Here is a 23822-nt window from a genome sequence, read left to right as displayed (position 1 = left end):
TATTAGAGGTTCTACATGTTTTTCCCAGGGACAAGCAAAACTGTAGAGATACATACATATACATGGGGATATAGGCAAAAGTGGAGGTGAAAATTTGTCCGGACTACTAACCGCAATCGGGTATTTATTCAAAGAATTAATCTTCCTTGTCTCATATGTTAAAAATAATGCTTTTCCCCAACCTTTGTCTCCTGAGAAAGAAAAACTTTATTTGGAGCAAATGGCTGAAGGGGATGAGAATGCACGTAACCTTTTAATTGAACATAATTTACGACTTGTAGCTCATATTGTCAAAAAGTTCGAAAATACTGGTGAGGATTCCGAGGATTTAATTTCAATCGGGACGATCGGATTAATAAAAGCGATTGAAAGTTATTCTTTTGGTAAAGGAACAAAGCTAGCTACCTATGCCGCTCGTTGTATAGAAAATGAAATACTGATGCACTTAAGAGCATTAAAAAAGACAAAAAAAGATGTTTCTTTGCATGATCCAATCGGGCATGATAAAGAAGGAAACGAAATTTCTTTAATCGATGTTTTAAAATCGGAACTTGAAGATGTTTTTGATACAATTCAATTAAATATGGAATTAGAGAGAGTGAAAGAATATATCGATGTACTGGATGAAAGGGAAAAAGAAGTGATCGTTGGCCGATTTGGCTTAAACTTACAAAAAGAACGAACACAAAGAGAAATCGCAAAAGAATTAGGGATTTCAAGAAGCTATGTCTCGCGAATAGAGAAAAGAGCCCTTATGAAAATGTTCCATGAATTTTACAGAGCGGAAAGAGAAAAACTTAAAAAAACGAAGGACGAATAGTCAATAGGCTATCAAAAGACCAATTGCAATCTTTTGATAGCCTATTTTATTATAAACTTTTGATCATTTCTAAGACTAGATTGGTTGAATGAACAGCCGCGGTTTCAAGAAATTGGTCAAATGAGATATGGGATTCCTTGCCTGCAATATCCGATAACGCACGAATAATCACAAATGGAACATCAAACTGCCAAGCCACCTGAGCAATGGCGGCTCCTTCCATTTCAACCGCATAAAGCTCTTTAAACTGTTGGCGAACGAACTCTGCCCTTGTCGGATCGTTCATAAATGAATCCCCTGTCGCGATTAGGCCTTTAACAGCCCGAACGCCCTCCAATGTTTTTGCTGCTTCTTCGGTCTTCTCAACGAGAAAAGGATCGGCCTTAAATGCAGGTGGCATCTGCGGAACCTGACCATATTCATATCCGAAAATCGTTGCATCGACATCATGATGCCGAACCTCTGTTGAAATAACTAAGTCGCCAATCTGTAGATCAGGGTGATATCCACCTGCAGAACCCGTATTAATGACGACATCTGGTCTAAATTTCTCTAGTAAAATCGTTGTTGCCATGGCTGCGTTTACCTTGCCAATCCCCGATTTCAGCAGGATGACTTCCTTTCCTCCGAGTGACCCACTTGTAAACTCACTGTTGGCTATCATCTCTGTTTTTATGTTCGTCATCTGCTCTCGTAATAGGGAAACTTCCTCTTCCATTGCCCCGATGATTGAAATTTTCATGTAAAATACTCCATCCCTATCTTTCTTTATTCTTGGCCCTTATCATTTTCTATTAATTTCTTCACTTCTGTTGGTTTCCAACCTTCTCCGTCAATCCAATCAAGATACACTCGATAGGTATCAGAACTTCCTTTTTCCGAAATCGTCATAACTGCCTGATTCTTCGGATCAGCACCTCTCTTTGTCCACCAATTCGTTATATTATCCGCCGAAGTGCCAATCGCATAGGCAGCCGCTTTTTCTTTTTCATTCCAATCAGTGGATCCCATTTCCCAGGAGGATTGATGCTCTCCAGTTTGCTCTGTCCCGATCGGTTTCCAAGACGGATCGATTATCACCTTTTCAACGTTTGGTTCATCACTCTCTTTTTCGATCCGTTTATTATCATCTGGCTGCTCTTCTGTTTCATCAGGTTCGTTTTGCTTTTCTTGAGACTGTTTATTTTCTTTTTGTTTTTCAGTGGTGGACTTATTTTCCATCTGTGCCTCAGTCCTTGCCGCCTCTTCTTTCTTTAATTTCTCTGTTTTACTATCCGTAAAAAAAATACTTCCACCTACGATAAGAATGAGGATAAGGACAATCGTAATTAATGTATTTAATATGATATTGGTTTTCCTTCGTTTCGCACGCTGTTCATAACGCGAATTGATTCGATTGAATTTATCTGGCATATAATCCTCTCCATTTCCATTGTCTTTATCATATCATGGACAGGAAAAAACGTGAATAAAAAAATCATGACGAAAGTTTTAAAATTGACCATCTTTAGCGGCCTGTCAATACTTCTTCTACTCTTCCTCTATATCATATACCATCTGCACCAAATCAGCATAAAGGCTAGAAACGGATCCTTCATTTTCAGTCACTCCCAAATTGACCGTGACAAGTGAATATTTTGGTTCTTGAAAAGGAAAGTACCCAGCAAACCATTTGTTATATAAAGGCTGCCCGTTCGATTCAAGACCTGTTTGTGCTGTACCACTTTTCCCTGCCACTTCATAAGGAAGGTTTTGAAAATAGGCCCCTGTTCCTTCAGGATCTGTCACAACCTCACGAAGCAATTGTTGCATTCTTTGTGCAGAAGCAGGAGAAATATGCTGATCCTCCTTATATTGCTCTGGAAATTTAAACATCGCCCCTCCATCTGCATATTGAATTTCGGAAGCTACTCGAATGGATTTAGCTTTTCCTCCTCGTGCAATCGTCGCCATCATATTGGCCACTCCTATGGGAGATACTCGAACTTCATGCTGACCAATACCAGTTTGCGAAATAAAATTATGGTCAACTTTATGATCACTTTCTAAAAAAATTCTTCCTGGTGAATGAGTAAATTGTTTAAAATCTTCGAGGTAAAATACATCCCCTTCCCAGCTCTGAGTTCCTGTTAAGCCAAGCTTTTCAGCATACTTTTCCAATAGATTAGGATCCTCTTTTTCCACCTTATTGGCAAGCTCCGCAAATGTACGATTACAGCTACGTGCAAAACTTTCCTTTAAATCTAATTCACCTAATTCGCGAGTAGCAAGATTTCCCCTTATATCGAGATTACAATTAAAGCGATCTTGATTACTTACCAAGCTCTCTTCAATAGCCGCTGTGGCAACAACCGTTTTAAAAACGGAACCAGGAATATGTGATTCAAACATCATATTTTTCGTCCCTTCATCTTCGAAAGGCTTCCCCACATTTAAGGATGGTCTCGAAGCAATGGCTGCGATCGTCCCAGACTGAATATCTAATAAAACCGCTCCCCCTCTTTCGATTTGATGCTGATCAAGTAGTGATTCCATTTTTTCCTGTAAACGCCGATTAATCGTCGTTTTCACATTAAGCGGATAGTATGGATTGTTCTGACCTGTATATTTAACATCTATTCCAAATAAAGGGTTTCCGATTGCATCAACATGAAAAATTAATTTCGATGGGGTCTCTGGTAATAAAAATTCATCAAATTGTCGTTGCAAACCCGTCACACCAACTTTCAAATCGGCGATATGTTTATCTGGATATCTTTTTTTCAGTTGTTCATTATTTTCTCCCGTAAGACCAATTAGTTGGGCGGCTGGAAAATCGTGGGGAATCCATTTTCTTTTTAAAGAAATCGCACCTGGTATTTGTAATTCATTAATTGAAGCGGCTTGCTTTTCCGTTAATTCTCCATAAATAAAAGGCGATTTCGCTTTCTGTATTTTTTCTGTTAATTCAACGGGTGGAACATCAAGAATATGGGCCAGTTCTTTATGGTCCCAATCGATCCCCTTTAAAAAAGGGAATAAGACAAGTACCATCTCTTCCTTATGGGAAAGCGGTTTTCCTTCCGTATCTAAAAATACACCCCGCCCATCATCAATTAACACTTGCTGGGTTCTTTGTTTCACACTTTCTTCCAAAAGATTGACTTTATGCTCTGAAAAATGTTCTGTTTGAAATAATTGAATTTGCATTAATCTACCCAATAATGCAACCAACATCAGTAAAATACTGAAAGATAATAGCAACACACGTTTTTTGCTCATTCAATCACCTCAAAAAACAGTGTTGCCTTTTTTTCCGTTTGTCAACCTTCTAGAAATAAAATAAAGGACAACTCTCATGCTGAGGAGTTCATTTTGTTAGGCATTGGGTATTATCAGCATACGGATAACCCAGAAAGATGATCCTTTTGATAAATCCTTCTTGCTTTATGTACATTTTCCACTTTTCATCTTTCAATCTTCCCCATTATGAGATAGGTGTGAGCCTTTCGCTGGTAGAACAATATTAATCGTCGTTCCTTCATTCACTTTACTTTTGATTTCCATGGTACCACCATGATTTTTAATAATACGTTGGCAAATCATCAATCCCAATCCGGTTCCTTTTTCTTTTGTACTATAAAAAGGTTGACCTAAGTTCTGCATTCGTTCTTCGGGGATCCCTGGTCCGTTGTCTTTGATCCTTATTTCAATTCGACCGTCTTCGAGGTTTCGTGCGGAGAGATGGATCTTTCCTCCATCCGGCATAGCTTCAGATACATTTTTCAGAATATTGATAAGAACCTGCTTTAATCGATTCGCTTCTCCCTGTAGAATAGGGTCAGCCAAATCGATGTTCGTCTGGATATCTATATTATGGAGGAGAGCTTCAGATTGAAAAAGTGCAATGGTACTTTCGAGTAGTTCTTGCACGTTCAATTTTTCCATTTTGGACGACTGTGGTTGAGCGAGAATCAATAAATCGTTTATAATATCTTCAATTCTCTTCAATTCCTCCAAAACAAGGTCTAGATAACGAATGTTTCCCATTTGATTTAATATCTGTATAAACCCCTTGATGACAGTCAAAGGATTTCTAATCTCATGGGCGATACTTGCTGCAAGTTGACCGACGACCGAAAGTTTCTCTGTTCTGTCCATCATTTCCTCTGCTTTTTTTTGATCCGTTAAATCACGGATTTGAATTTGAAAAACCTCTCTTCCTTTACGGATGGTCGGAATTAACTTTATCATGACATATTTGATTTGACCATCACACCGGTTCACAGTCAACTCCACCGACTGGTTCAATTCGTTTTTCAAAAGCAAATCTTTCAGAGCTTGGCTTGATTCAGTGGAAAGAAGTTCAAAAACAGATTAACCAATAATTTCTTCTCTCCTTGTTAAACCGAATAATTTCTTTCCCGATTTGTTGATATAAATCCAGTAGCCATCTTTTGTGATGATTCCAACGGTATCATTTAGGTTCTCAACCAACAGGAAAAAATATCCAATCTGACTTCAATCATGTCACATGGTATAACGATAACATGTAAAATATCGTAGAGATTGACCATAATCTGATGTTTACACTATTATGGTCGTTATATTCAAAAGGCAAATGGACAACAATTTTCATTCATACAGGACTCGGGAACACACTCCATTTCAAACAAATGAAGCAGTAAAAACCTTAAACTCATAAGGTTTTTACTGCTTCGTTTTCTACGCTATTTCTTAAACAGGCCTATGATGTCCGCTTTTTGATTTTTTGAACATCCAGAAGGTTCCTTGATTTTTTTCGATTCTCCCTGTTTTAGCGGATAACCTTGTGACCTTCGCTCCATATTATTTTATTGGATAGATACGATTCGCACATTCATTTCTCCGCCTGGAGTTTGTACAGTTACTTCCTCATTTACTTTATGTCCAAGCAAGCTTTTAGCGATTGGAGAATCATTGGATATTTTCCCTTCAAATGGATCTGCCTCCGCACTCCCAACAATTGTATAAGTTTCTTCATCACCATCGGGAAGTTCCATAAATGTGACCGTTTTCCCTAATGTGACCATATCGGAATTAAGATCATCATCCTTAATAATTTTGGCATTGCGAATCATATTCTCTAATGTTGTGATTCGACCTTCTACAAAAGCTTGCTCCTCTTTTGCAGAATCGTATTCGGAGTTCTCAGATAGATCTCCAAAACTTCGAGCGATTTTAATACGTTCCACTACTTCTTTTCTCTTTACCGTTTTTAACTCTTCAAGTTCCTGTTCAAGCTTTGCTTTACCAGCTTCTGTCATTGGAAAAACCTTTTCGACAGCCATTCCCTTCACTCCTTATTTATTTACCTAAATGAATAATGATTATTTGTATGTAATACATGACAACGCGCCCGTATAATAGGCGCGCCTCTTCTTCATGTGAGTACATAATAGTATCTATGCTATATTATTACAAAAAAGACTTTTGATCAAGGCAGGTGTAACCTTTTCTTATTTACATATGATAAACCATTATATCACATTATATTTTGCGACTTACTGCTAAACCGTCACCTACAGGAATAATCACTGTTTCAAAATCCTTATGATTCATTAACCAACGATTAAAATCATCGAGCTTTTCTGCTATTTTAGCTAATCTTTTATTCTCGTTTGATGCTGGATCGGCTACTAGCCCCCTAAATAAAACATTATCTACATAAACACAGCCACGAGGAGCTAATAAGTCACTATACAACTCAAAAAACTTCTTATATTGTCCCTTTGCCGCATCAATAAAAATCGCATCAAATGAACCAAGGGTTCTTACACTCTCTACAACATCCAGGGCATTTCCATGTATAATCGTGATTCTCTCTTCAACACCAGCCCGGCGTATATAAAAACGTGCCTGTTCTACTTTTGATTCATCTATTTCTACTGTTACGATCTGACAATCCGGCAGGGCCTTGGCCATTCTTAAAGCGGAATATCCAATCGCTGTACCTATTTCTAAAATTCGTTTCGGTTGCTGAATTTTCATGTTGTGCAACATCACTTCAATCCCTGTTAACTCCATAATAGGAACATGTTGATCTTTTGCATATTGCTCCATCTCATGAAAAATAGTCTGCCGATCTGGAATAAGGGATGTCAGATAAGCCTTAACCGATTCATCCATTTATAATCACTCCGAAGCTTCCTTCCTTTTATCCGTTATATGCTTTTTCTTTAAAGCATTATGCTCTTCTAATGTTTTTGCAAAATAGACGTCACCTGTTCCATATTCTGCCAAAAAGTAAAGATAATCTGTATCAGCGGGATTCAAAACAGCTTCAATGGACTCTTTACCAGCATTTGCAATTGGTCCGGGAGTTAGTCCTTTATGTTCATAAGTATTGTATGGAGAATCAACTTTTAGATCCTCATACATGGTTCTAACTTTGTGTTCTCCCAATGCATAAGCAATGGTTGGATCTGTTTGTAACGGCATTCCCGCTTCCATTCGATTGAAAAAGACACTTGCTATTTTATGGCGATCCGCTTTAGCTGTTGCTTCTTTTTCGATGAGAGAGGCCATCGTGAGAAGTTCATGGACATTCATATCCTTTTCTGCAAGGATTCCATGAAAATCAGCTAATACATCCTTCGTTTGCTTGATCATCGTATCTATAATTGAATCTAGTGATGGCTTTTCCTCATAAAAGGAATAAGTAGCAGGATATAAATAGCCCTCAAATGGATGTTTAATGTTATCAGCTTTCAAGTCTTCTGTTATGATTTCCGGATATTTTTTTGCAAATTCATCCACAGTTTTCGGATCATCTAATTTCTCCATAATCTCTTTAGCTGAGTAATCTGTGTTTTTAGCAATGATTTCAGCAATTTGATCTAATTGGAGTCCCTCTGGTACCGTTATTTTAAACACCGCTTTGTTCACTAATTTTCCGGTTTGTAAGGCGTCTGTTATTTCTTTCAATGTCATGGAAGGAGAAAATTTATAATTTCCAGCTTGGAATCCAGATATATTATTGAATTTCACATAATATTTAAAAATCGTTCCATTTTTGATAATCTTTTTCTCTTCCAATAAATTTCCGATGGATGTGGTGGATGAACCAATGGGCACTTCCACTTCCTTTTGCTTTTGGTTTTCTGAATCAAGTGGTTTTAACGCTGATTTAATATATAGATATCCTCCTAGAATCATTCCGCCAGCAGCCAAAATGAAAACTAGGGCAATAATGGCTACAATTTTTCTAATGATTCTCGCCTCATTTCCTCTCTCAACTAAATTATTTTTGATAAGCATTTTCTTTGCTGTCTTATTACTTTCCTCTTGACTTTTGTTCGTCACGCAGTAATCCCCCTTACGAACCAAAACTTACTTTCCCTATCTTTTTCTCGTCCATTATACTACAAAAATTGTCTAATTTACCCGCTAAATAAATAAACATGAAAAAACTAGATTGAAAAAGAGGATTTGCCCCATCGCTGATTGAAATAGGTAGTTATAGAAAGGGGGGATGAAAATGTGACAACACTTTTGTATGGAGGGCTATTAATCTTTTCGTTCATCATTTCTATACTTGTGTCAGTATCATTACTCAAAAAGAAAAAAAGTTTAGCCAGAATAGGGGCTTTTATCGTAAACACTGCCATTTTAATTTCCGCAACATGGATTTTATACCATTTTGATGCTCAAGCAAAAGTATTTGGTATTGGTGATTATTATATATTGGTATTGATGATCCCAGTTCTAACTTGGATCAATTTCCTAATCCTTGAAATTTCCGGGGAAAATTTCTTAAAAAGGACCTAGCCCCTTCCTTCCAATTGGGCTAGGTCTTTCCATTCATTTTTTATTCCTCTTCTTCTGCCAGAAAGGTATTTAACATTTCTTCAATCATATTCCATTCTTCCTCTGTTTCGATCGGTTCAAGATTACCTCCATCACTTTCCTCACCTTGGTCATAAGCAGAAGCATGAATTTCTATATCCTCGTTTTCCTCTTCATCTGCTTCGGCAGGGAAATATAAAACATAGGATTTATTAAATTCTTCTGAATCAAAGGTAAATAAGATTTCGTGTAGCTGCTCATTTCCCTCTTCATCTACAACCGTAATAAATTTTTCAGCGTTTTCCATTTTTTCACCTCATTATTGTTGGCTATCTAAATAGCCTTGTAAAATCATGACAGCAGCCATCTTATCAATCACTTTTTTCCTTTTTTTCCGACTAACATCCGCTTCAAGTAAAACACGTTCCGCAGCCATCGTGCTTAGGCGCTCATCCCATAACAAGACGGGCAAATGGAAAATTTCCGCCAATTTTTCGGCGTAGGATTTTGAAGCTTGTCCTCTAGGACCAATGGTGTTATTCATATTTTTCGGGAAGCCCACAACTACTTTTTCTACATGATACTCTTCAATTATTTGTCCAATTCGCTTAAAACCAAAGCTGTTTTTCTCTTCATTAATCGCAATGGTTTCAATTCCTTGAGCCGTCCAACCCATTTCATCACTAATAGCGACACCAACTGTTTTTGAACCAACATCTAAACCCATAATTCGCATATATTATTCCTCACGATATTGCTTTAAATACGCCTTAACCAATTCTTCGATAATTTCATCCCGTTCTAATTTTCGCATCATGTTACGTGCGTCTTGATGGCGCGGAATATAGGCAGGATCCCCCGAAAGTAAATAACCGACAATTTGGTTAATGGGATGATACCCTTTTTCTTGAAGAGCTCCGTACACATGAAGCAAAACCTCTTTTACTTCCCTTTCCATTGGATCTTCATGAAAATCAAATCGCATTGTTTTATCAAAAGAGCTCAATATATAACACCTCTCTTAAGACATACCGTTTTCAGATAGGCCCAATTGTTAAACATTACCTTTATTGTACATGATTTCGACTTGGAATCAAACGGATTTCACCCAATCCTTGACATAGTTTAACGCTTCTTCCAATTTTTCGGGATTTTTCCCGCCTGCTTGAGCCATATCAGGACGACCACCGCCGCCGCCGCCGCAGATAGCAGCCACTTCTTTCACTAATTTTCCCGCATGGTATTTCTCGGTTAAATCCTTCGTAACGGCTGCGATAATATTTACCTTCCCATTTTGAATCGAGGCTAAAACAATAATCCCTGAAATTATTTTTTGCTTTATATCATCCACAGTTGTTCTCAAAGTATTCATATCTGCTGCTTGAACTTTATTCGCTAACACTTTGATCCCATTAATCGTTTCAACTTGCTCAAGCATTTTCCCTGCTTCTTGATTCGCTATTTTGGCTGATAAAGATTCATTTTCTCGATGGACCTCCTTTAATTCACCCAATAACGATTCAATTCTGTGGACTAGATGATCAGGTTTCGTTTTTAAAAGCTCCGTTACTGTTTGAAGCCTCTTAAGCTCTCCATTTACAAGTTCATAGGCGGCCTTGCTAGTCACCGCCTCAATTCTCCTCGTACCAGCTCCAATGCCACTTTCCGACAAGATTTTAAAGAAGCCAATGGTCGCACTGTTTCTTACATGGCATCCTCCACAGAGTTCAAGGCTATAATCCCCAATGGATACTACTCGAACAATATCTCCATATTTTTCTCCAAACAAAGCCATTGCGCCTTTTTCTTTTGCCTGCTGAATCGGCATATTTTCCATTGTAACGGGGTGAGCCTCCCATATTTTCTCATTGACAATTTGCTCAATTCTTTCTAGTTCACCTTGTTTTACTTGACCAAAATGAGAGAAATCAAAACGAAGACGGTCAGGACCCACATAAGAACCCGCTTGATTCACATGGCTTCCCAAAACATCTTTTAAAGCCTGATGGAGCAAATGGGTGACGGTATGATTTTTTTCGGTTTGGCGTCGCTTCGCTTCATCCACTTGAGCATATACGACCATTCCTTCTTTTAATTGACCGGTCTTCACAATCGCTTGATGAAGATTTTGTCCATTGGGTGCTTTTTGCACCTCTTTGACTTCTATAAGTAGATGATCAGCTTGTATCTGACCATGGTCAGCAATTTGCCCGCCACTTTCGGCATAAAAGGGTGTTTTCTCAAGGATACACTCTATTTCATCCCCAGCTTTTGCTGATTCTACAAGCACCCCATCTTTCAGAATAGCTTGTATTTTTGTTTTAACATGTAACTCTTCATATCCAATAAATTCACTTTCCACATGTAAATCGCCTAATATGCCTCCTTGAACATGCATGGATTCTGTATCTTCTCGTGCTGCTCGAGCCCTTTCACGCTGCTGATCCATCGCCTTTTCGAAGCCATCATGGTCTATCTCCATCTTTTCTTCCTGAGCATATTCTTCCGTTAATTCAACCGGAAATCCATACGTATCATACAATTTAAACACATCTGAACCTGAAATTATTGTTTTTCCCTCTGCCTTTGCCTTGCGGATCATAGCCGATAAAATGTCCAATCCATCATGAAGGGTTTCATGGAAACGATCTTCCTCATTTTGAATGACTTCTTGGATAAAATCTGTTTTCTCAAGGACATTGGGATAATAATCCTTCATAATCTCGCCTACAACTGGGACTAGCTTGTACATAAATGGTTTTTCAATTTGAATTTGTTTCGCATATCGCACAGCTCTTCTCAATAATCGACGCAAGACGTATCCGCGACCTTCATTCGATGGAAGAGCCCCGTCGGCAATCGCAAAGGTCACGGTTCGGATATGGTCAGCAATCACCTTAAAGGCTGTACCAGTTGATTCTCCATAGCTCATACCGGAAAGCTTTTCAGTTGCATGAATAATCGGCAAAAATAAATCTGTATCAAAATTAGTTGGTACATTTTGAATGACAGAGGTCATTCTTTCCAAGCCCATCCCGGTATCAATATTTTTCTTTGGGAGCGGTGTATAGGTACCATCAGGATTATGATTAAACTGGGAAAAAACGAGATTCCAAATTTCTAAATAACGTTCATTTTCCCCGCCTGGATATAGTTCGGGATCATCTGGATCATCTCCATACGCTGGACCTCGATCATAGAAAATTTCCGTGTTTGGACCACTTGGCCCTTCGCCAATATCCCAGAAATTTTCCTCTAAACGAATAATCCGCTCTTCAGGTAAACCAATCTTTTTATGCCAAAGTTCAAATGCTTCGTCATCTTCTGGATGGATCGTCACAGATAATTTTTCCGCTTCAAAGCCAATCCATTTCGGATCAGTTAAAAATTCCCATGCCCATTCAATCGCTTCCTCTTTAAAGTAATCTCCAATCGAAAAATTCCCAAGCATTTCAAAGAAGGTGTGATGTCTGGCTGTTTTTCCTACATTTTCAATATCATTTGTCCGAATTGATTTTTGAGCATTCACAATTCGCGGGTTTTCTGGCTTCACCCTTCCATCAAAATATTTTTTTAGCGTTGCAACCCCACTATTAATCCATAATAATGTCGGATCATCATGGGGAACCAATGATGCACTTGGTTCGATTGCATGACCTTTTTCCTGAAAAAAATCTAAATACATCTGTCTAATTTCTGCTCCTGTTAATTGTTTCATTTTATCCACCTCCGAAAATATAAAAAGCTCCACCCCTACACAGGGGCGAAGCTTTGTTTCACGGTACCACCCTGATTCGATCAACGGAAATGATTGATCATCTCAAGTCACCTTAACGCGGCAAACGGCAGGGATTAGCTGCTCTCAGGATTGGCGCATTGTTATGATGCGGTTAGAATTTCTTTCAGCCATGGAAATTCTTCTCTTTTGTTTGCTTTTCATAACAACTGGATCCATCAACAAGTTTCATGTATATATCGAATTATAAAAAGAGGTTCACGATTTGTCAATCTTATGATTGTCTTGTACGAATCAAATAATCTCTAGAATGAAGAATGGCAATTTTAATTACAGCAAGAATCGGTACGGAAATAATCATGCCAATCACACCTCCTACTTCTCCCCCAATCACGAGCGCGGCAATAATAAATAACGGGTGCATATGAAGAGATTTCCCAACAATGAATGGGGATAACAGATTTCCTTCTATAAACTGGATTATTAGCATGGCAATAGTGGCAAAAATCGCTAATTTCACAGAAGACAACAAAGCAATAGCAAGCGTTGGAATTAAGCCAATGAGTAATCCAAAGTAAGGAATAATATTGGTTACTCCAATAAATAATCCCAACATAACAGGATATTCCACACCAAGAAAAGCAAGTGTAATCATAGATAAAACAGCAACAAAAATACAGACCAATAGTTGCCCCCGTATATATCCTCCCAATGAATCATTAACTGCCTCCAAAAATCGCTGGCCATTTGCTCTCCATTTTTTAGGTGCTATATACCATGTTGCTCTTTTCAATAAAGACACATCTTTTAACATATAAAAAGAAATAAATGGAATAACAGCGATGACAACAAGATAATCAATTAGTTTCACTAGAAAAGTAACACTTTTCTCCATCCACTTATTAAACCATCTTTCCACATCATCAATTCTCTTATCTATTTGGTCTTGAATTCCATCAGGATAATGAGAAGTGGAAGCTTCCAAATGATGAATCCACTCTCGGTAATGACGGATAAAAATGGGCAGTTGATCTGAAAAATCTTTTAATTGCTTAATAAAAAAAGGAATTCCCATATAAAGACCATAGCCAATACCCGCGAAAAAAATAATATAGATGGAAGAGATCGCCAGTGTTCTATTCATCCCCATTTTTTCTAAACGAACCACGATAGGATGTAAGAGATATGCAATAAATCCACTTAATAGGAAAGGCATCACTCCAACAAAAATGGCCTTTAAAATGGGAGTCCATAATGGTTTAATGAGCAAGAAGCAATAGAGGATTAAAAAAATGAGTAAGACAATACTTAATCGTAAAATAAGTTGGAGATGACGCTCTTTCAAAAATTTCCCCTCCTCCTTTTTAGTTTCCCTTTTATAAGAAAATTTTATGTAAGAGAGGTAGAGGAAACCCCAAAAGGAGGCTTCCTCTTATTAGCTAAGCTTACGGAGTTGCTCATCAAATAAATCATCCAATGAACTAAGACTTCCATCTTCCTCCACTTGATGAGTATGGATGGTTTCATTTCCAATGGACAATTCAATAAAGCAATTCCAACAATAATATTGATTGACGCCGATTTTACCGAGATCCTTACTTTGGCAATTCGGACATTTCATCATGATCATGACCACCTCGTAGCTTATTGACTGACATGACGATTGTTTCTTCACTGATCTTAGGTGGAAGTGAAGTCCGAATTATTCGTTTCCCTTTTGTAATATCAGAAAAGAAACCATCTGTCAGCTCATACCCTACGATCGTGCCCATTTCTTCTAAAAAATATACATCATCCAATAAACCTAAGGTTTCCCCCTCTTGAGAAATGGTTTTTATTTTAGCAAGAGGCTGATCATGTGTCATGGTATAGGTCCGTTTATTTTTACTATATGGAGAAAGAAGTTCTTCATCCTTTAAGTGGATCCCATTCTCATCCCAAGAGGTTAATCGTTCCACTGGCAAAAGAAACTTCTTTCCCATTAAACCTTTTTTCTGTAACAATAAATGGGTCACTCGGCCGTTGGACTGAATACAAATATCACAAACAGAACCAAAAAGATCTCCGTTTTTATCGTATACAGGCGCATCCTTTAAAAGGGAAAAGGTCCGCAAAGAATCTACTCCTTTCCGAACACTTTTATTTTCCCTCCATCTCCATGAAATCATAAGGCGTAACATTTTCCATCCCAATCATTGGGTCAATGAGCATGAAGGTTTCTTCTGTTAATCCTTCTACTTTCGCCTCTTCTTTTTCCACTTGTGATTGGATCGTGATCAACTTTTCATATAAAGATGTTTTTCTTTGTTGATCATCTTCCCGCTTTATCCCGATTTGGAATGCTTGTTCTTCCCCGCATAAAACTAAGGATTTTTTGCTTCTGGTGAGGCCTGTATATAATAAATTCCGTCGTAACATCCGATAATAACTGCGTACAACCGGCATAATGACGATTGGAAATTCACTACCCTGTGATTTATGAATCGAACAACAGTAGGCAAGGGTAATTTGATTTAAATCGGATCTTGTATAGGCAACTTCTGTCCCTTCAAAGGACGCAATCACCATGTCTTGTTTTTCAGTATTTTCCTTTGCTGTTAAAATGGAAATGATTTCACCAATATCCCCATTAAACACATTCTTCTCTGGCTGATTGACAAGTTGTAAGATCTTATCGCCAATTCTATATTTCGTTTCTCCGAAGGAAAGTTCCTTTCTCTTTCTGTCTTCGTTCGGATTAAATATGGCCTGTAAAATTTGATTCAAGGCATCGATTCCGGCTGCTCCACGATACATGGGCGCTAATACTTGCACATCCATCGCCGTATAGCCCTTTTTCTTTGCACTTAACACAATTTTTTTAATAACATCACCCATCTGATCGGTTTGACATTGAATAAAGGAGCGATCTTTTTGTGGCTTTAATAAGTTTTGAGGGATCTCACCTTTTTTGACCTGATGAGCCAGTTCAATAATGGAGGAGCCTTCCTCTTGACGATAAATATCTGTTAATTGAACAACAGGAACAACTTTTGAACGCAGTAAATCTTTTAATACTTGTCCTGGTCCAACCGAAGGCAATTGGTCCTCATCCCCAACCAATATGACTTGAATCTGCGAGGGAAGTGCTTTAAATAACTGATGGGCAAGCCATGTATCAACCATCGACATTTCATCCACAATGATGAGTTTTCCCTCTAATTCACGTTCTCCCTCAGCTTCCAAATTTTCCTGAGCGGTCATACCAAGCAGCCGATGAATCGTCATAGCAGGTAATTCGGTTGACTCTGACATTCTTTTTGCGGCTCTTCCGGTTGGAGCCGTTAACAGAATCGGAAATGGTTCTTCTTTTTTATAAGCGTGTGGATCAAGGGAGCATCCATGCAGTTCCGCATATAGTTCGACAATTCCTTTAATCACAGTCGTTTTTCCTGTTCCTGGCCCACCCGTTAAAATCATCATCGGATTCGTGAGAGCTGTTTGAATAGCCTCCCTCTGGGATGGAGCATATTGGACATTTAACCGTTCTTCTAACTTGCCTAATGCTAATAAAAATTCCGACTCCGGGAATTGATCCGCATATTCCGTTTGTTTCATCACCCTGTTGAGATTTGTCACAATACCTTTTTCCGCAAAATAGAGAGAGGGCAAATAGATTCTTTTCTCTTCGCCTATTATTTTGCCTTCCTCCTCAAGGTTTATGATCTCCTCTGCAATATTCTCATAGGGGATTTCAATATTCTGACTCTCTTCCAGTAATCCCTTCACCTTTTCCAAAAGCTCTGCTGACTCCAAGTATACATGTCCATTTTTCAAACAATCTTGCTCTAACATATATAGGCATCCCGCTTTAATCCGATCGGGATGATTGCCAGTAATACCTAATTGTGAACCTAATTCATCTGCACGCCCAAATCCAATTCCTTCCACATCTTCAATCAATTGGTATGGATTCTTTTCCAAGATCGTTAATGTTTCCTCTTTATAAACCTGATAAATTTTCATCGATATTTGTGGACCAAATCCATACTGATTTAATCCCACCATAATTCTTTCAAGCCCTTGATGTTCCATGAGCGTCTCATAAAGATCCTTAGCTGTTTCTGATCCCAATTTCGGTACTGAATCAAGTAAGGATGGTTGATCTAGAATTCGGCTTATGGCATTTTCCCCTAGAACATCGACAATTCTTTCGGCTGTCTTTTTTCCAATGCCCTTAAATAGTTCACTGGATAGGTAGGCAACAATTCCCTGCTTTGTTTGCGGCATAACTTTTTTAAAATGCTTTGCATTAAACTGATGACCAAATTTGGGATGCTCCTTCATTTGCCCATAAAAAACATAGGATTCTTCGTCCTGCAATTTTGGAAAATGGCCCACAATAACGGCCTCTTTATCTTTTATTTCCGCATCCGTTTTCTCAACCCTTATTCTGACAACTGAATAGAAATTTTGCTCATTATGAAAGATGGTCACAAGGTGTCGCCCTTGTATATATTTTTCCTGCTCAGAAAAAAGATCAAGCGAATTTTGCCGCACATCCATTCTCTTCTCCCCTTAAAGCCTTATTCTTGATTTTCCATTACTGTTTTTTTAGCATTTACTGCTAATAGATGATCTGGTTGAATGGTAATAGCTTGATCCAATAATGATAGGACTTGATCACGATCAGCCCCTGTCATAGCATAGGCAACGGCTACATTATAAAAAGCATCGGCATGATGAGGATCAGCCTCGATCACCTTCTCTAATTGGGCAATGGCCTCTTTATAGGAGGCTGATTGAGCTAGGGAAAGTCCATATTGAAAACGCGCCTCAATATCTTCTTCATTAAGCTCAACACTTCGTTGCAGATAGGGCAGTGACAGAGGATATTTTCCTAAATAGCTAAAACACATCCCTAACATATAATAGACATCATTTGAATCCATCCCATTGGTAAGCGCTTTTTCAAACATTCCCGCAGCCTGTTCATATTTTTCTTGGTTAAAATAAAAATTTCCATAGCTATAATAAGAAGCCGCTACTTGATCATCTAGTTCAATCGCCTTGTTTAAGAAGGATTCTGCCCGTTCTATTTCCCCTACCGAAATAAGAACATTAGCAAAGTTTACATATCCAATCGGATCTTTTGGGTTTTCTTCGATCACTTCTGTAAATAATTGGATCGCCTTTTCCATATTTCCTGCTTGTAATAACTCAATACCTTGTTTATTCTTATCCATACGTCACACTCCGAACAATTTTCTAATGAAATTATAGCATAAAAAACAACAAGCAGAGTGATAGAAAATCCTCACTCTGCCTAAGAACGGACATTAGCCCACATATAAAAGTTTCGTATTGTCCTTAAATATTTGATCAATTACTCCTCCACCCAGGCATTCTTCATCTTGATAAAAGACAACAGCTTGTCCGGGGGTGACAGCTCTTACGGGCTCTTTAAAGATCACTTCTGCTTCATTTTGCGATAAAAGATGTACTTCTACTTTGACATCAGGTTGGCGATAGCGAAATTTGGCTGTGCATTCAAAAATGGCTGGTTTTGCAGCATCCGATATCCAGTTGACATTTTTAGCTAAAATGGCATCCGAGTAGAGAGCCGGATGATGGAATCCTTGCTCCACATATAAGACATTTCGTTTTAAGTCTTTCCCAACAACAAACCAAGCCTCTCCCTCTCCACCAATGCCAAGACCATGGCGTTGACCAATCGTATAATACATCAGGCCATCATGCACGCCCATCTTTTGGCCTGCTAATGTTTCCATATTTCCTTTTTGTGCTGGTAAATAGCTTTGTAAAAATTCCTTGAAATTTCTTTCGCCAATAAAACAAATACCTGTACTGTCTTTTTTTGAGGCTGTCGCCAATCCCGCGCTTTGAGCTATTTCGCGAACTTCCTTCTTATGCAAACCGCCCAAGGGAAACATTACTTTTTCCAGTTGTTTTTGACTTAATTGATTCAAAAAATAGGTTTGGTCTTTGTTCTCATCCACACCTCTTAACATTTTCACTTCTTCTCCACTATGATCTACACGTGCATAATGCCCTGTCGCAAGATAATCCGCGCCAAGATTCATGGCATGCTCCAAAAAGGCTTTAAATTTAATTTCTTTATTGCAGATCACATCTGGGTTAGGTGTTCTCCCTGCTTTATATTCATCGAGAAAATAAGTAAAGACTTTATCCCAATATTCTTTTTCAAAATTAACGGCATAATAAGGAATGCCAATTTGATTACATACTTTTATGACATCATTATAGTCCTCTGTTGCGGTACAAATCCCAAATTCATTCGTATCATCCCAATTTTTCATAAAAATACCGATCACTTCATAGCCCTGTTCTTTTAATAAAAGAGCGGCAACAGAAGAGTCAACGCCACCAGACATCCCTACAACGACCCGGGTATCTTTTGGGGCTTTCTTCATCTTATATCTTCCTTTCTATTTTGAAACCTGCGAACAATTTTGGCAATCTCCTTCGCTGCTTGAACAATCTCCTCTTCCGTATTCCCCAAACCAAAACTAAAGCGAATCGAATTTCGAATCCGATTCGACGATTCACCAAACATTGCCACAAGCACATGGGAAGGTTCTACTGATCCTGCTGTACATGCGGAACCACTAGAAGCAGCAATTCCAATCAAATCAAGATTCACAAGCATGGATTCAACATCTGTTTCTGGAAAACTAATATTCAGAATATGTGGCAAACCTTCTTCAAATGTGCCATTGATGTTCAATACAATTTGTTCTGATTCTAATGTTTGAATCAATGTTTGTTTGAGGTGAGAGAAACACTCTACCTTCTTTTCTAATCCATCCATTGAAATTTGAGCGGCCTTAGCGAAACCAACAATGGCTGGTAAATTCTCCGTACCAGCTCTTCGCTTCCTTTCCTGCTCCCCACCGTATAAAATGGGGGCAATGCCAGTGTCAGCCTTTATATACAGAAAACCAATCCCTTTTGGACCGTTGATCTTATGCGCTGTTACGGACAGCAAATCAACACCTAACTCTGTCACATCTATCGGCTTCAAACCAAAAACCTGAACGGCATCTGTATGAAAAATAGCTTGATGGGATCGTAAAATTTTTGCTATTTCCTTAATAGGTTGTAATGTACCTACTTCATTATTTCCATACATAATCGTCACAAGTATCGTATCTGGACGCAAGGCTTCTTTTACTGATTCCAAACTGATTTGTCCATATTCATCAGGACTTAAATAGGTTATTTCAAATCCTTCCTTCTCAAGAGACTGGCAAGTATGGAGGACAGCATGATGTTCGATTTCTGTTGTAATAATATGTTTTCCCTGCGCACGTTTTGCCCTGGCTGTTCCTAAAATGGCTAAATTATCCGCTTCTGTCCCACCGCTTGTAAACACAATTTCGGCAGGTTTAGCTCCAATACTCTCAGCTAAAATAGACCGGGCATCATCCAGTTGTTTTCGCGCTTCTCTACCAAAAGAGTGAATACTCGAGGGATTTCCATATGTGGTATTTAGGGTTTCCATCACTTTGTCCATTACTACCGGATGAATTGGCGTTGTTGCAGCATGATCCAAATAAATTCTTTCCATTATTATTTCCCACCTATTTCGACTTAAATATAGAACATATAAGGGGTATCCGTTCCATCTTCTTCGTAGTTGGCTAAGTCTTCGATCGTCGTGTTATCTAATACTTCTTTTACGGCGTCACGAATTTTCATCCATAAATTTCGTTTTGCTGGTTCTTCCTCTTCAATTCCTTCAACAGGACTAATCGGTCCTTCTAATACACGGATAATATCTCCCGCAGTAATTTTCGCTGGCTCATCGGCAAGGATATAACCACCATACGCCCCTCTAACACTTTTGACTAATCCTGCATTTCTTAGTGGACCCGCTAGCTGTTCCAAATAATGTTCAGATAGATTATAGGTTTTCGCAATTGATTTTAATGAAATGGGACCTTCTCCATATTTTTTCCCCAATTCGATCATAATCGTTAAGCCGTATCTTCCTTTTGTTGATATTTTCATAATTCTGCACTCCGTTCTATTCGTTTATCTAATGGATTAGGTTTCCGTAAAAATTTATTTGCTATAAAACGACACTGTGGTAGGGCGAATCCAATGAAAGTCCCCACCGTTAAACTAAATATAATGGTTCCATAAAAAACAGGCCCACCTAATATCCAGCCGATGATAAGGACAATAACCTCCATGATACGTCTCACTGTCGCTATTTTCCAGCCCGTTTTTTCTTGTAAGGCGAGCATAAAACTATCCCGCGGACCTGCTCCCAATTGTGCCGAAAGATATATTCCCATCCCATAAGCATTAATAATCATACCGATAAAAAACATCATGAATTTTTCAACCATATGGTTTGGCTCAATTAAATAAGGAATTTTCATATACATGTCAATAAACAATCCTACAAGGATCATGTTCAAATAAGCGCCAAATTGAGGCCATCTTTTCATTAAAAGAGATGAACTCCCTAAAACAATGAATCCTATGATAATAGACCATGTCCCAATCGTTAAACCGAACTGATAAAATAAACCTACATGTAAAACATCCCATGGTGATACCCCAAAATTAGAGATGATCATGAGGACAATACCAAAAGACATAATAAGAAGCCCGATTACGAAAAGAAGAAATCGTTTATAAAGTACTCTGTTTTTCATTCAACCAGACTCCTTTGCATTACATCATTATAGCATACTCATCCTATTGAATGCATATATCTGAGTATTTTGGTATGATAGTAACAAAAGCGCAAGCGCCCGTTTAGCGACGTACAAACTTAAATATAAGGATGAACAGCTAAATTCGCGCCGTCCTAGCGCAACGCTGTTCTGACCAACATCCTGTTGGCCTGAGATAAAGGAAACACGGCGAAGAATGAGCCGATGTTGACTTATCGTAGGAAGAAGCTGAAAGTTTGCTAGTCGCTGGGCGCTGGAGCTGGACGACAAAACTCATAATTAGAACTTATTCACTAGCGAGGATTTTATAAAATCCTGGCAAAAACAAAAGCGCAAGGCGCCCGCCTAAAGAATGAAAAAGGATAAACGGCTAAGGGCGCCACGTCCTGTGGCAACGCCGTTTTGACCAACATCCTGTTAGCCGCCGTCCTAGCGCAAAGCCGTTCTGACCAACATCCCGTTGGCCTAGTTTGGGAGAGATATTTGTGAAGAAACAACCGTTAGCGTATAGAATGCGTCCAAGCACCATCGAGGAAGTGGTTGGACAACAGCATTTAGTTGGAGATAACAAAATTATAGCAAGAATGGTCAAAGCAAAGCAATTATCATCCATGATTTTATATGGGCCCCCTGGAATTGGGAAAACGTCGATTGCTAGCGCCATTGCCGGTAGCACCCAATATGCCTTCCGAACTTTAAATGCTGTCACAAATAATAAAAAGGATATGGAAGTTGTCGCTGCTGAAGGAAAAATGAGCGGAAAGGTTATTCTCTTGCTTGACGAGGTGCATCGTCTTGATAAAGGCAAACAAGATTTCCTACTCCCTTATTTAGAAAATGGTACAATCATTTTAATTGGCGCCACGACAAGTAATCCATACCATGCCATTAATCCAGCTATAAGAAGCCGCTGTCAAATTTTTGAACTTTTCCCGTTAACGGAAGAGGAAATTAAATTAACTTTAACACGAGCATTGCAAGATCCTAAAAGAGGTCTAGGCGCTTATTCCATTTACATTGAGGAACAAGCCCTACAGCATTTTGTCACAGCTAGTAATGGAGATGCCAGGAGCTCCTTAAATGCTTTAGAACTAGCTGTTTTATCGACAGACCCTGACGAGAACGGAATGATCCATATCACAACGGAAGTTGCAGAAGAATGCTTACAGAAAAAAAGCTTGGCCCATGATAAAGATGGGGACGCCCATTATGACGTTTTAAGCGGCTTTCAAAAGTCAATTAGGGGAAGCGATGTGAATGCTGCTCTTCATTATTTGGGACGCCTGATTGAAGCCGGTGATCTGCCAAGTATTATAAGACGACTTTTAGTGACCGCTTATGAAGATATTGGTCTTGCCAATCCACAGGCGGGACCTCGAACCCTTGCCGCTATCCAAACAGCTGAAAAAATCGGCTTCCCTGAAGCACGAATTCCACTTGCCAATGCCGTGATTGAATTATGTCTTTCACCAAAATCGAATTCAGCCATAACAGCGATCGATAAAGCGATTAGTGATATAAGAGCGGGGCTAAGTGGAGAAGTACCGCTTCATTTAAAGGATGCGCATTATAAGGGAGCAAACGCACTCGGGAGAGGGATTGATTATAAGTATCCCCATAACTATGAATCAGGTTGGGTAAAACAACAATACCTCCCTGACAAACTTAAACATAAAGAATATTATGAGCCAAAACGAACAGGGAAATTCGAACAGGCCTTAGCGAATGTTTATGAAAAAATAAGAAAGAGTCGTCATTCATAAAGTGAAACTCCAATAAGTAGAATTTAAGGGGGATACTCATCTATTCGGTTTGTATTCCCCATTGCGCATGAGAATTTTTCTGCCGCTGTAAGATGCTTATTCGGGTCAGGGTAACGATAAGAACTGTTTTCCCCTGATTATTTATGCTTTTATTATTGCCATAATCTCTTCGCCTGTTTTTTGATCAAGTGCTCCTGTCGGTTCATCTGCCAATATGAGATTCGGGTCAGTGACAAGCGCTCTCAGCGATAGTGACTCGTTGCTGCTGTCCACCTGAGAGCTCGCCAGGCCGTTTATGCATATGATCCGCTAAGCCAACCGAGCTTAAATAGTGCTGAGCCTGTTGCTTTATCTGTTGTTTTTTCCTATTTATAGGATTCCAGTTTAATACTCCACGATACAAGAGTGGAAGCATGATATTGTCTAAGGCAGTTAATTCGGATATAAGCGCAAAATGCTAGAACACAAAGCGTAGCTAAGCCATTATGGCCCATATTATGAGGGTAAAAATATGTGGAAGGATTCCCCCTGTATCGACAAGAAAAGCAATTTTAAAGGATAGGGCTTGATTTGTCGCGCCAACAATGGCCAATTGGATGATTCAGGGGGTGGATCGTTGGCTGTCCCCTCTCTATAATAGATTGTATAAATCGTAACACAAAATAAAAAACAAGGCTCTTCGCTATTTAATGTTGAAAAAACAAGTTACTAGGATCTTTCCGTTTCTATCATTTACTGATAATTTGACACTGAATTACTAGAAAGAGTAAAACCAAGAACCGGACTAGGGATGAGTTCGATTACTCGCTCCACATTCACCACCTGTAACATGAATAATCGCCCCGATGTGTGGGCATACTTATTTGTGGACTAGGGATGAGTTCGGTTGCGAGCGATACATGGCTCCAAACTGTAACTCATTCTTTTTTGTTTGTGTGCAACCAAAGGTGAAAATAGTCATGATTCCATGATCAAGTCGAGTTTAT

The 23822-nt window shown here is 38.8% G+C and carries 24 protein-coding genes and 2 pseudogenes; 4 read left to right on the top strand and 22 right to left on the bottom strand.

Annotated elements, in window-relative coordinates; genetic code table 11:
- Positions 1–94: 94 nt before the first annotated feature.
- Positions 95–820 carry an RNA polymerase sporulation sigma factor SigK gene (gene sigK / locus MUB24_RS13000; RefSeq protein ID WP_244704716.1) on the top strand — a complete coding sequence of 242 codons (726 nt, stop codon included), beginning with the start codon at positions 95–97 and terminating at the stop codon, positions 818–820.
- A gap of 49 nt (positions 821–869) precedes the next feature.
- Here the strand turns inward: sigK and mtnN are convergent, their stop codons facing one another.
- The 8 genes from mtnN to mltG form a co-directional block, all read right to left on the bottom strand.
- The gene (gene mtnN, locus MUB24_RS12995; protein ID WP_244704714.1) at positions 870–1562 is read right to left on the bottom strand and encodes a 5'-methylthioadenosine/S-adenosylhomocysteine nucleosidase; all 693 of its coding nucleotides are present in this window, start codon (positions 1560–1562) and stop codon (positions 870–872) included.
- Between the two features lie 26 nt (positions 1563–1588).
- Positions 1589–2233, bottom strand: coding sequence for a YrrS family protein (locus tag MUB24_RS12990; RefSeq protein WP_244704713.1), 645 nt, complete (start codon positions 2231–2233; stop codon positions 1589–1591).
- Positions 2234–2350: 117 nt separating this feature from the next.
- Positions 2351–4081 (bottom strand): peptidoglycan D,D-transpeptidase FtsI family protein, encoded by a 1731-nt coding sequence (locus MUB24_RS12985; RefSeq protein WP_244704711.1) that lies wholly within the window; start codon positions 4079–4081, stop codon positions 2351–2353.
- A gap of 192 nt (positions 4082–4273) precedes the next feature.
- Complete coding sequence (locus MUB24_RS12980) at positions 4274–5086, bottom strand: ATP-binding protein (protein WP_244704709.1); 813 nt, start codon at positions 5084–5086, stop codon at positions 4274–4276.
- 90 nt (positions 5087–5176) lie between these two features.
- Positions 5177–5296 carry a PAS domain-containing protein gene (locus MUB24_RS12975; protein ID WP_244704707.1) on the bottom strand — a complete coding sequence of 40 codons (120 nt, stop codon included), beginning with the start codon at positions 5294–5296 and terminating at the stop codon, positions 5177–5179.
- 356 nt (positions 5297–5652) lie between these two features.
- Positions 5653–6129 (bottom strand): transcription elongation factor GreA, encoded by a 477-nt coding sequence (greA, locus tag MUB24_RS12970; protein ID WP_244704704.1) that lies wholly within the window; start codon positions 6127–6129, stop codon positions 5653–5655.
- A 199-nt stretch (positions 6130–6328) separates the two neighbouring features.
- Complete coding sequence (locus MUB24_RS12965) at positions 6329–6967, bottom strand: O-methyltransferase (RefSeq protein ID WP_244704703.1); 639 nt, start codon at positions 6965–6967, stop codon at positions 6329–6331.
- Between the two features lie 6 nt (positions 6968–6973).
- Positions 6974–8143: an endolytic transglycosylase MltG gene (mltG, locus tag MUB24_RS12960; protein ID WP_244704701.1), complete on the bottom strand. Its 1170-nt coding sequence runs from the start codon at positions 8141–8143 to the stop codon at positions 6974–6976.
- A gap of 177 nt (positions 8144–8320) precedes the next feature.
- Here mltG and MUB24_RS12955 point away from each other — a divergent pair, with 177 nt between their 5' ends.
- Complete coding sequence (locus MUB24_RS12955) at positions 8321–8608, top strand: hypothetical protein (RefSeq protein ID WP_244704699.1); 288 nt, start codon at positions 8321–8323, stop codon at positions 8606–8608.
- A gap of 40 nt (positions 8609–8648) precedes the next feature.
- Here the strand turns inward: MUB24_RS12955 and MUB24_RS12950 are convergent, their stop codons facing one another.
- From MUB24_RS12950 to MUB24_RS12890, 13 genes are all read right to left on the bottom strand, one after another.
- Positions 8649–8933: a DUF1292 domain-containing protein gene (locus MUB24_RS12950; RefSeq protein WP_244704697.1), complete on the bottom strand. Its 285-nt coding sequence runs from the start codon at positions 8931–8933 to the stop codon at positions 8649–8651.
- A gap of 12 nt (positions 8934–8945) precedes the next feature.
- Complete coding sequence (ruvX, locus tag MUB24_RS12945) at positions 8946–9362, bottom strand: Holliday junction resolvase RuvX (RefSeq protein ID WP_244704695.1); 417 nt, start codon at positions 9360–9362, stop codon at positions 8946–8948.
- Between the two features lie 3 nt (positions 9363–9365).
- On the bottom strand, positions 9366–9632 hold the full coding sequence (locus MUB24_RS12940; RefSeq protein WP_244704693.1) for an IreB family regulatory phosphoprotein: 267 nt from the start codon (positions 9630–9632) through the stop codon (positions 9366–9368).
- A gap of 87 nt (positions 9633–9719) precedes the next feature.
- Complete coding sequence (alaS, locus tag MUB24_RS12935) at positions 9720–12344, bottom strand: alanine--tRNA ligase (RefSeq protein WP_244704691.1); 2625 nt, start codon at positions 12342–12344, stop codon at positions 9720–9722.
- A gap of 292 nt (positions 12345–12636) precedes the next feature.
- A complete protein-coding gene (locus MUB24_RS12930) occupies positions 12637–13707 on the bottom strand; it encodes an AI-2E family transporter (RefSeq protein ID WP_244704690.1) in 1071 nt (356 codons plus the stop codon).
- Positions 13708–13797: 90 nt separating this feature from the next.
- On the bottom strand, positions 13798–13986 hold the full coding sequence (locus tag MUB24_RS12925) for a hypothetical protein (protein ID WP_244704688.1): 189 nt from the start codon (positions 13984–13986) through the stop codon (positions 13798–13800).
- Positions 13958–14476 carry a PRC-barrel domain-containing protein gene (locus MUB24_RS12920; RefSeq protein ID WP_244704686.1) on the bottom strand — a complete coding sequence of 173 codons (519 nt, stop codon included), beginning with the start codon at positions 14474–14476 and terminating at the stop codon, positions 13958–13960. The genes MUB24_RS12925 and MUB24_RS12920 overlap by 29 nt, the downstream gene beginning before the upstream one ends.
- Before the next feature lie 25 nt (positions 14477–14501).
- Positions 14502–16907 carry an SF1B family DNA helicase RecD2 gene (gene recD2, locus MUB24_RS12915; protein ID WP_244704684.1) on the bottom strand — a complete coding sequence of 802 codons (2406 nt, stop codon included), beginning with the start codon at positions 16905–16907 and terminating at the stop codon, positions 14502–14504.
- 20 nt (positions 16908–16927) lie between these two features.
- Complete coding sequence (locus tag MUB24_RS12910; RefSeq protein WP_244704682.1) at positions 16928–17587, bottom strand: tetratricopeptide repeat protein; 660 nt, start codon at positions 17585–17587, stop codon at positions 16928–16930.
- A gap of 93 nt (positions 17588–17680) precedes the next feature.
- Positions 17681–18796, bottom strand: a complete 1116-nt coding sequence (gene mnmA, locus MUB24_RS12905) for a tRNA 2-thiouridine(34) synthase MnmA (RefSeq protein WP_244704680.1) — start codon at positions 18794–18796, stop codon at positions 17681–17683.
- Positions 18793–19953: a cysteine desulfurase family protein gene (locus MUB24_RS12900; RefSeq protein ID WP_244704678.1), complete on the bottom strand. Its 1161-nt coding sequence runs from the start codon at positions 19951–19953 to the stop codon at positions 18793–18795. The genes mnmA and MUB24_RS12900 overlap by 4 nt, the downstream gene beginning before the upstream one ends.
- A 23-nt stretch (positions 19954–19976) precedes the next feature.
- The gene (gene cymR, locus MUB24_RS12895) at positions 19977–20396 is read right to left on the bottom strand and encodes a cysteine metabolism transcriptional regulator CymR (protein ID WP_244704676.1); all 420 of its coding nucleotides are present in this window, start codon (positions 20394–20396) and stop codon (positions 19977–19979) included.
- Positions 20393–21052 (bottom strand): YczE/YyaS/YitT family protein, encoded by a 660-nt coding sequence (locus MUB24_RS12890; RefSeq protein ID WP_244704674.1) that lies wholly within the window; start codon positions 21050–21052, stop codon positions 20393–20395. Before MUB24_RS12890 ends, cymR begins: the two co-directional genes overlap by 4 nt.
- 506 nt (positions 21053–21558) lie before the next feature.
- Between MUB24_RS12890 and MUB24_RS12885 the strand changes: the two genes are divergently transcribed.
- On the top strand, positions 21559–22836 hold the full coding sequence (locus MUB24_RS12885) for a replication-associated recombination protein A (protein ID WP_244704672.1): 1278 nt from the start codon (positions 21559–21561) through the stop codon (positions 22834–22836).
- A 109-nt stretch (positions 22837–22945) separates the two neighbouring features.
- Here the strand turns inward: MUB24_RS12885 and MUB24_RS12880 are convergent.
- Positions 22946–23293, bottom strand: a pseudogene (locus MUB24_RS12880) (ATP-binding cassette domain-containing protein); the annotation flags it as partial.
- A 50-nt stretch (positions 23294–23343) separates the two neighbouring features.
- Here MUB24_RS12880 and MUB24_RS12875 point away from each other — a divergent pair.
- Positions 23344–23486 (top strand): annotated as a pseudogene (locus tag MUB24_RS12875) (IS66 family transposase); the annotation flags it as partial.
- Positions 23487–23822: the final 336 nt, after the last annotated feature.

The sequence above is a fragment of the Lederbergia sp. NSJ-179 genome (assembly GCF_022867885.1).
Lineage (GTDB): Bacteria > Bacillota > Bacilli > Bacillales > Bacillaceae_C > Lederbergia.
This window is presented reverse-complemented; position numbering and strand designations above follow the sequence as displayed.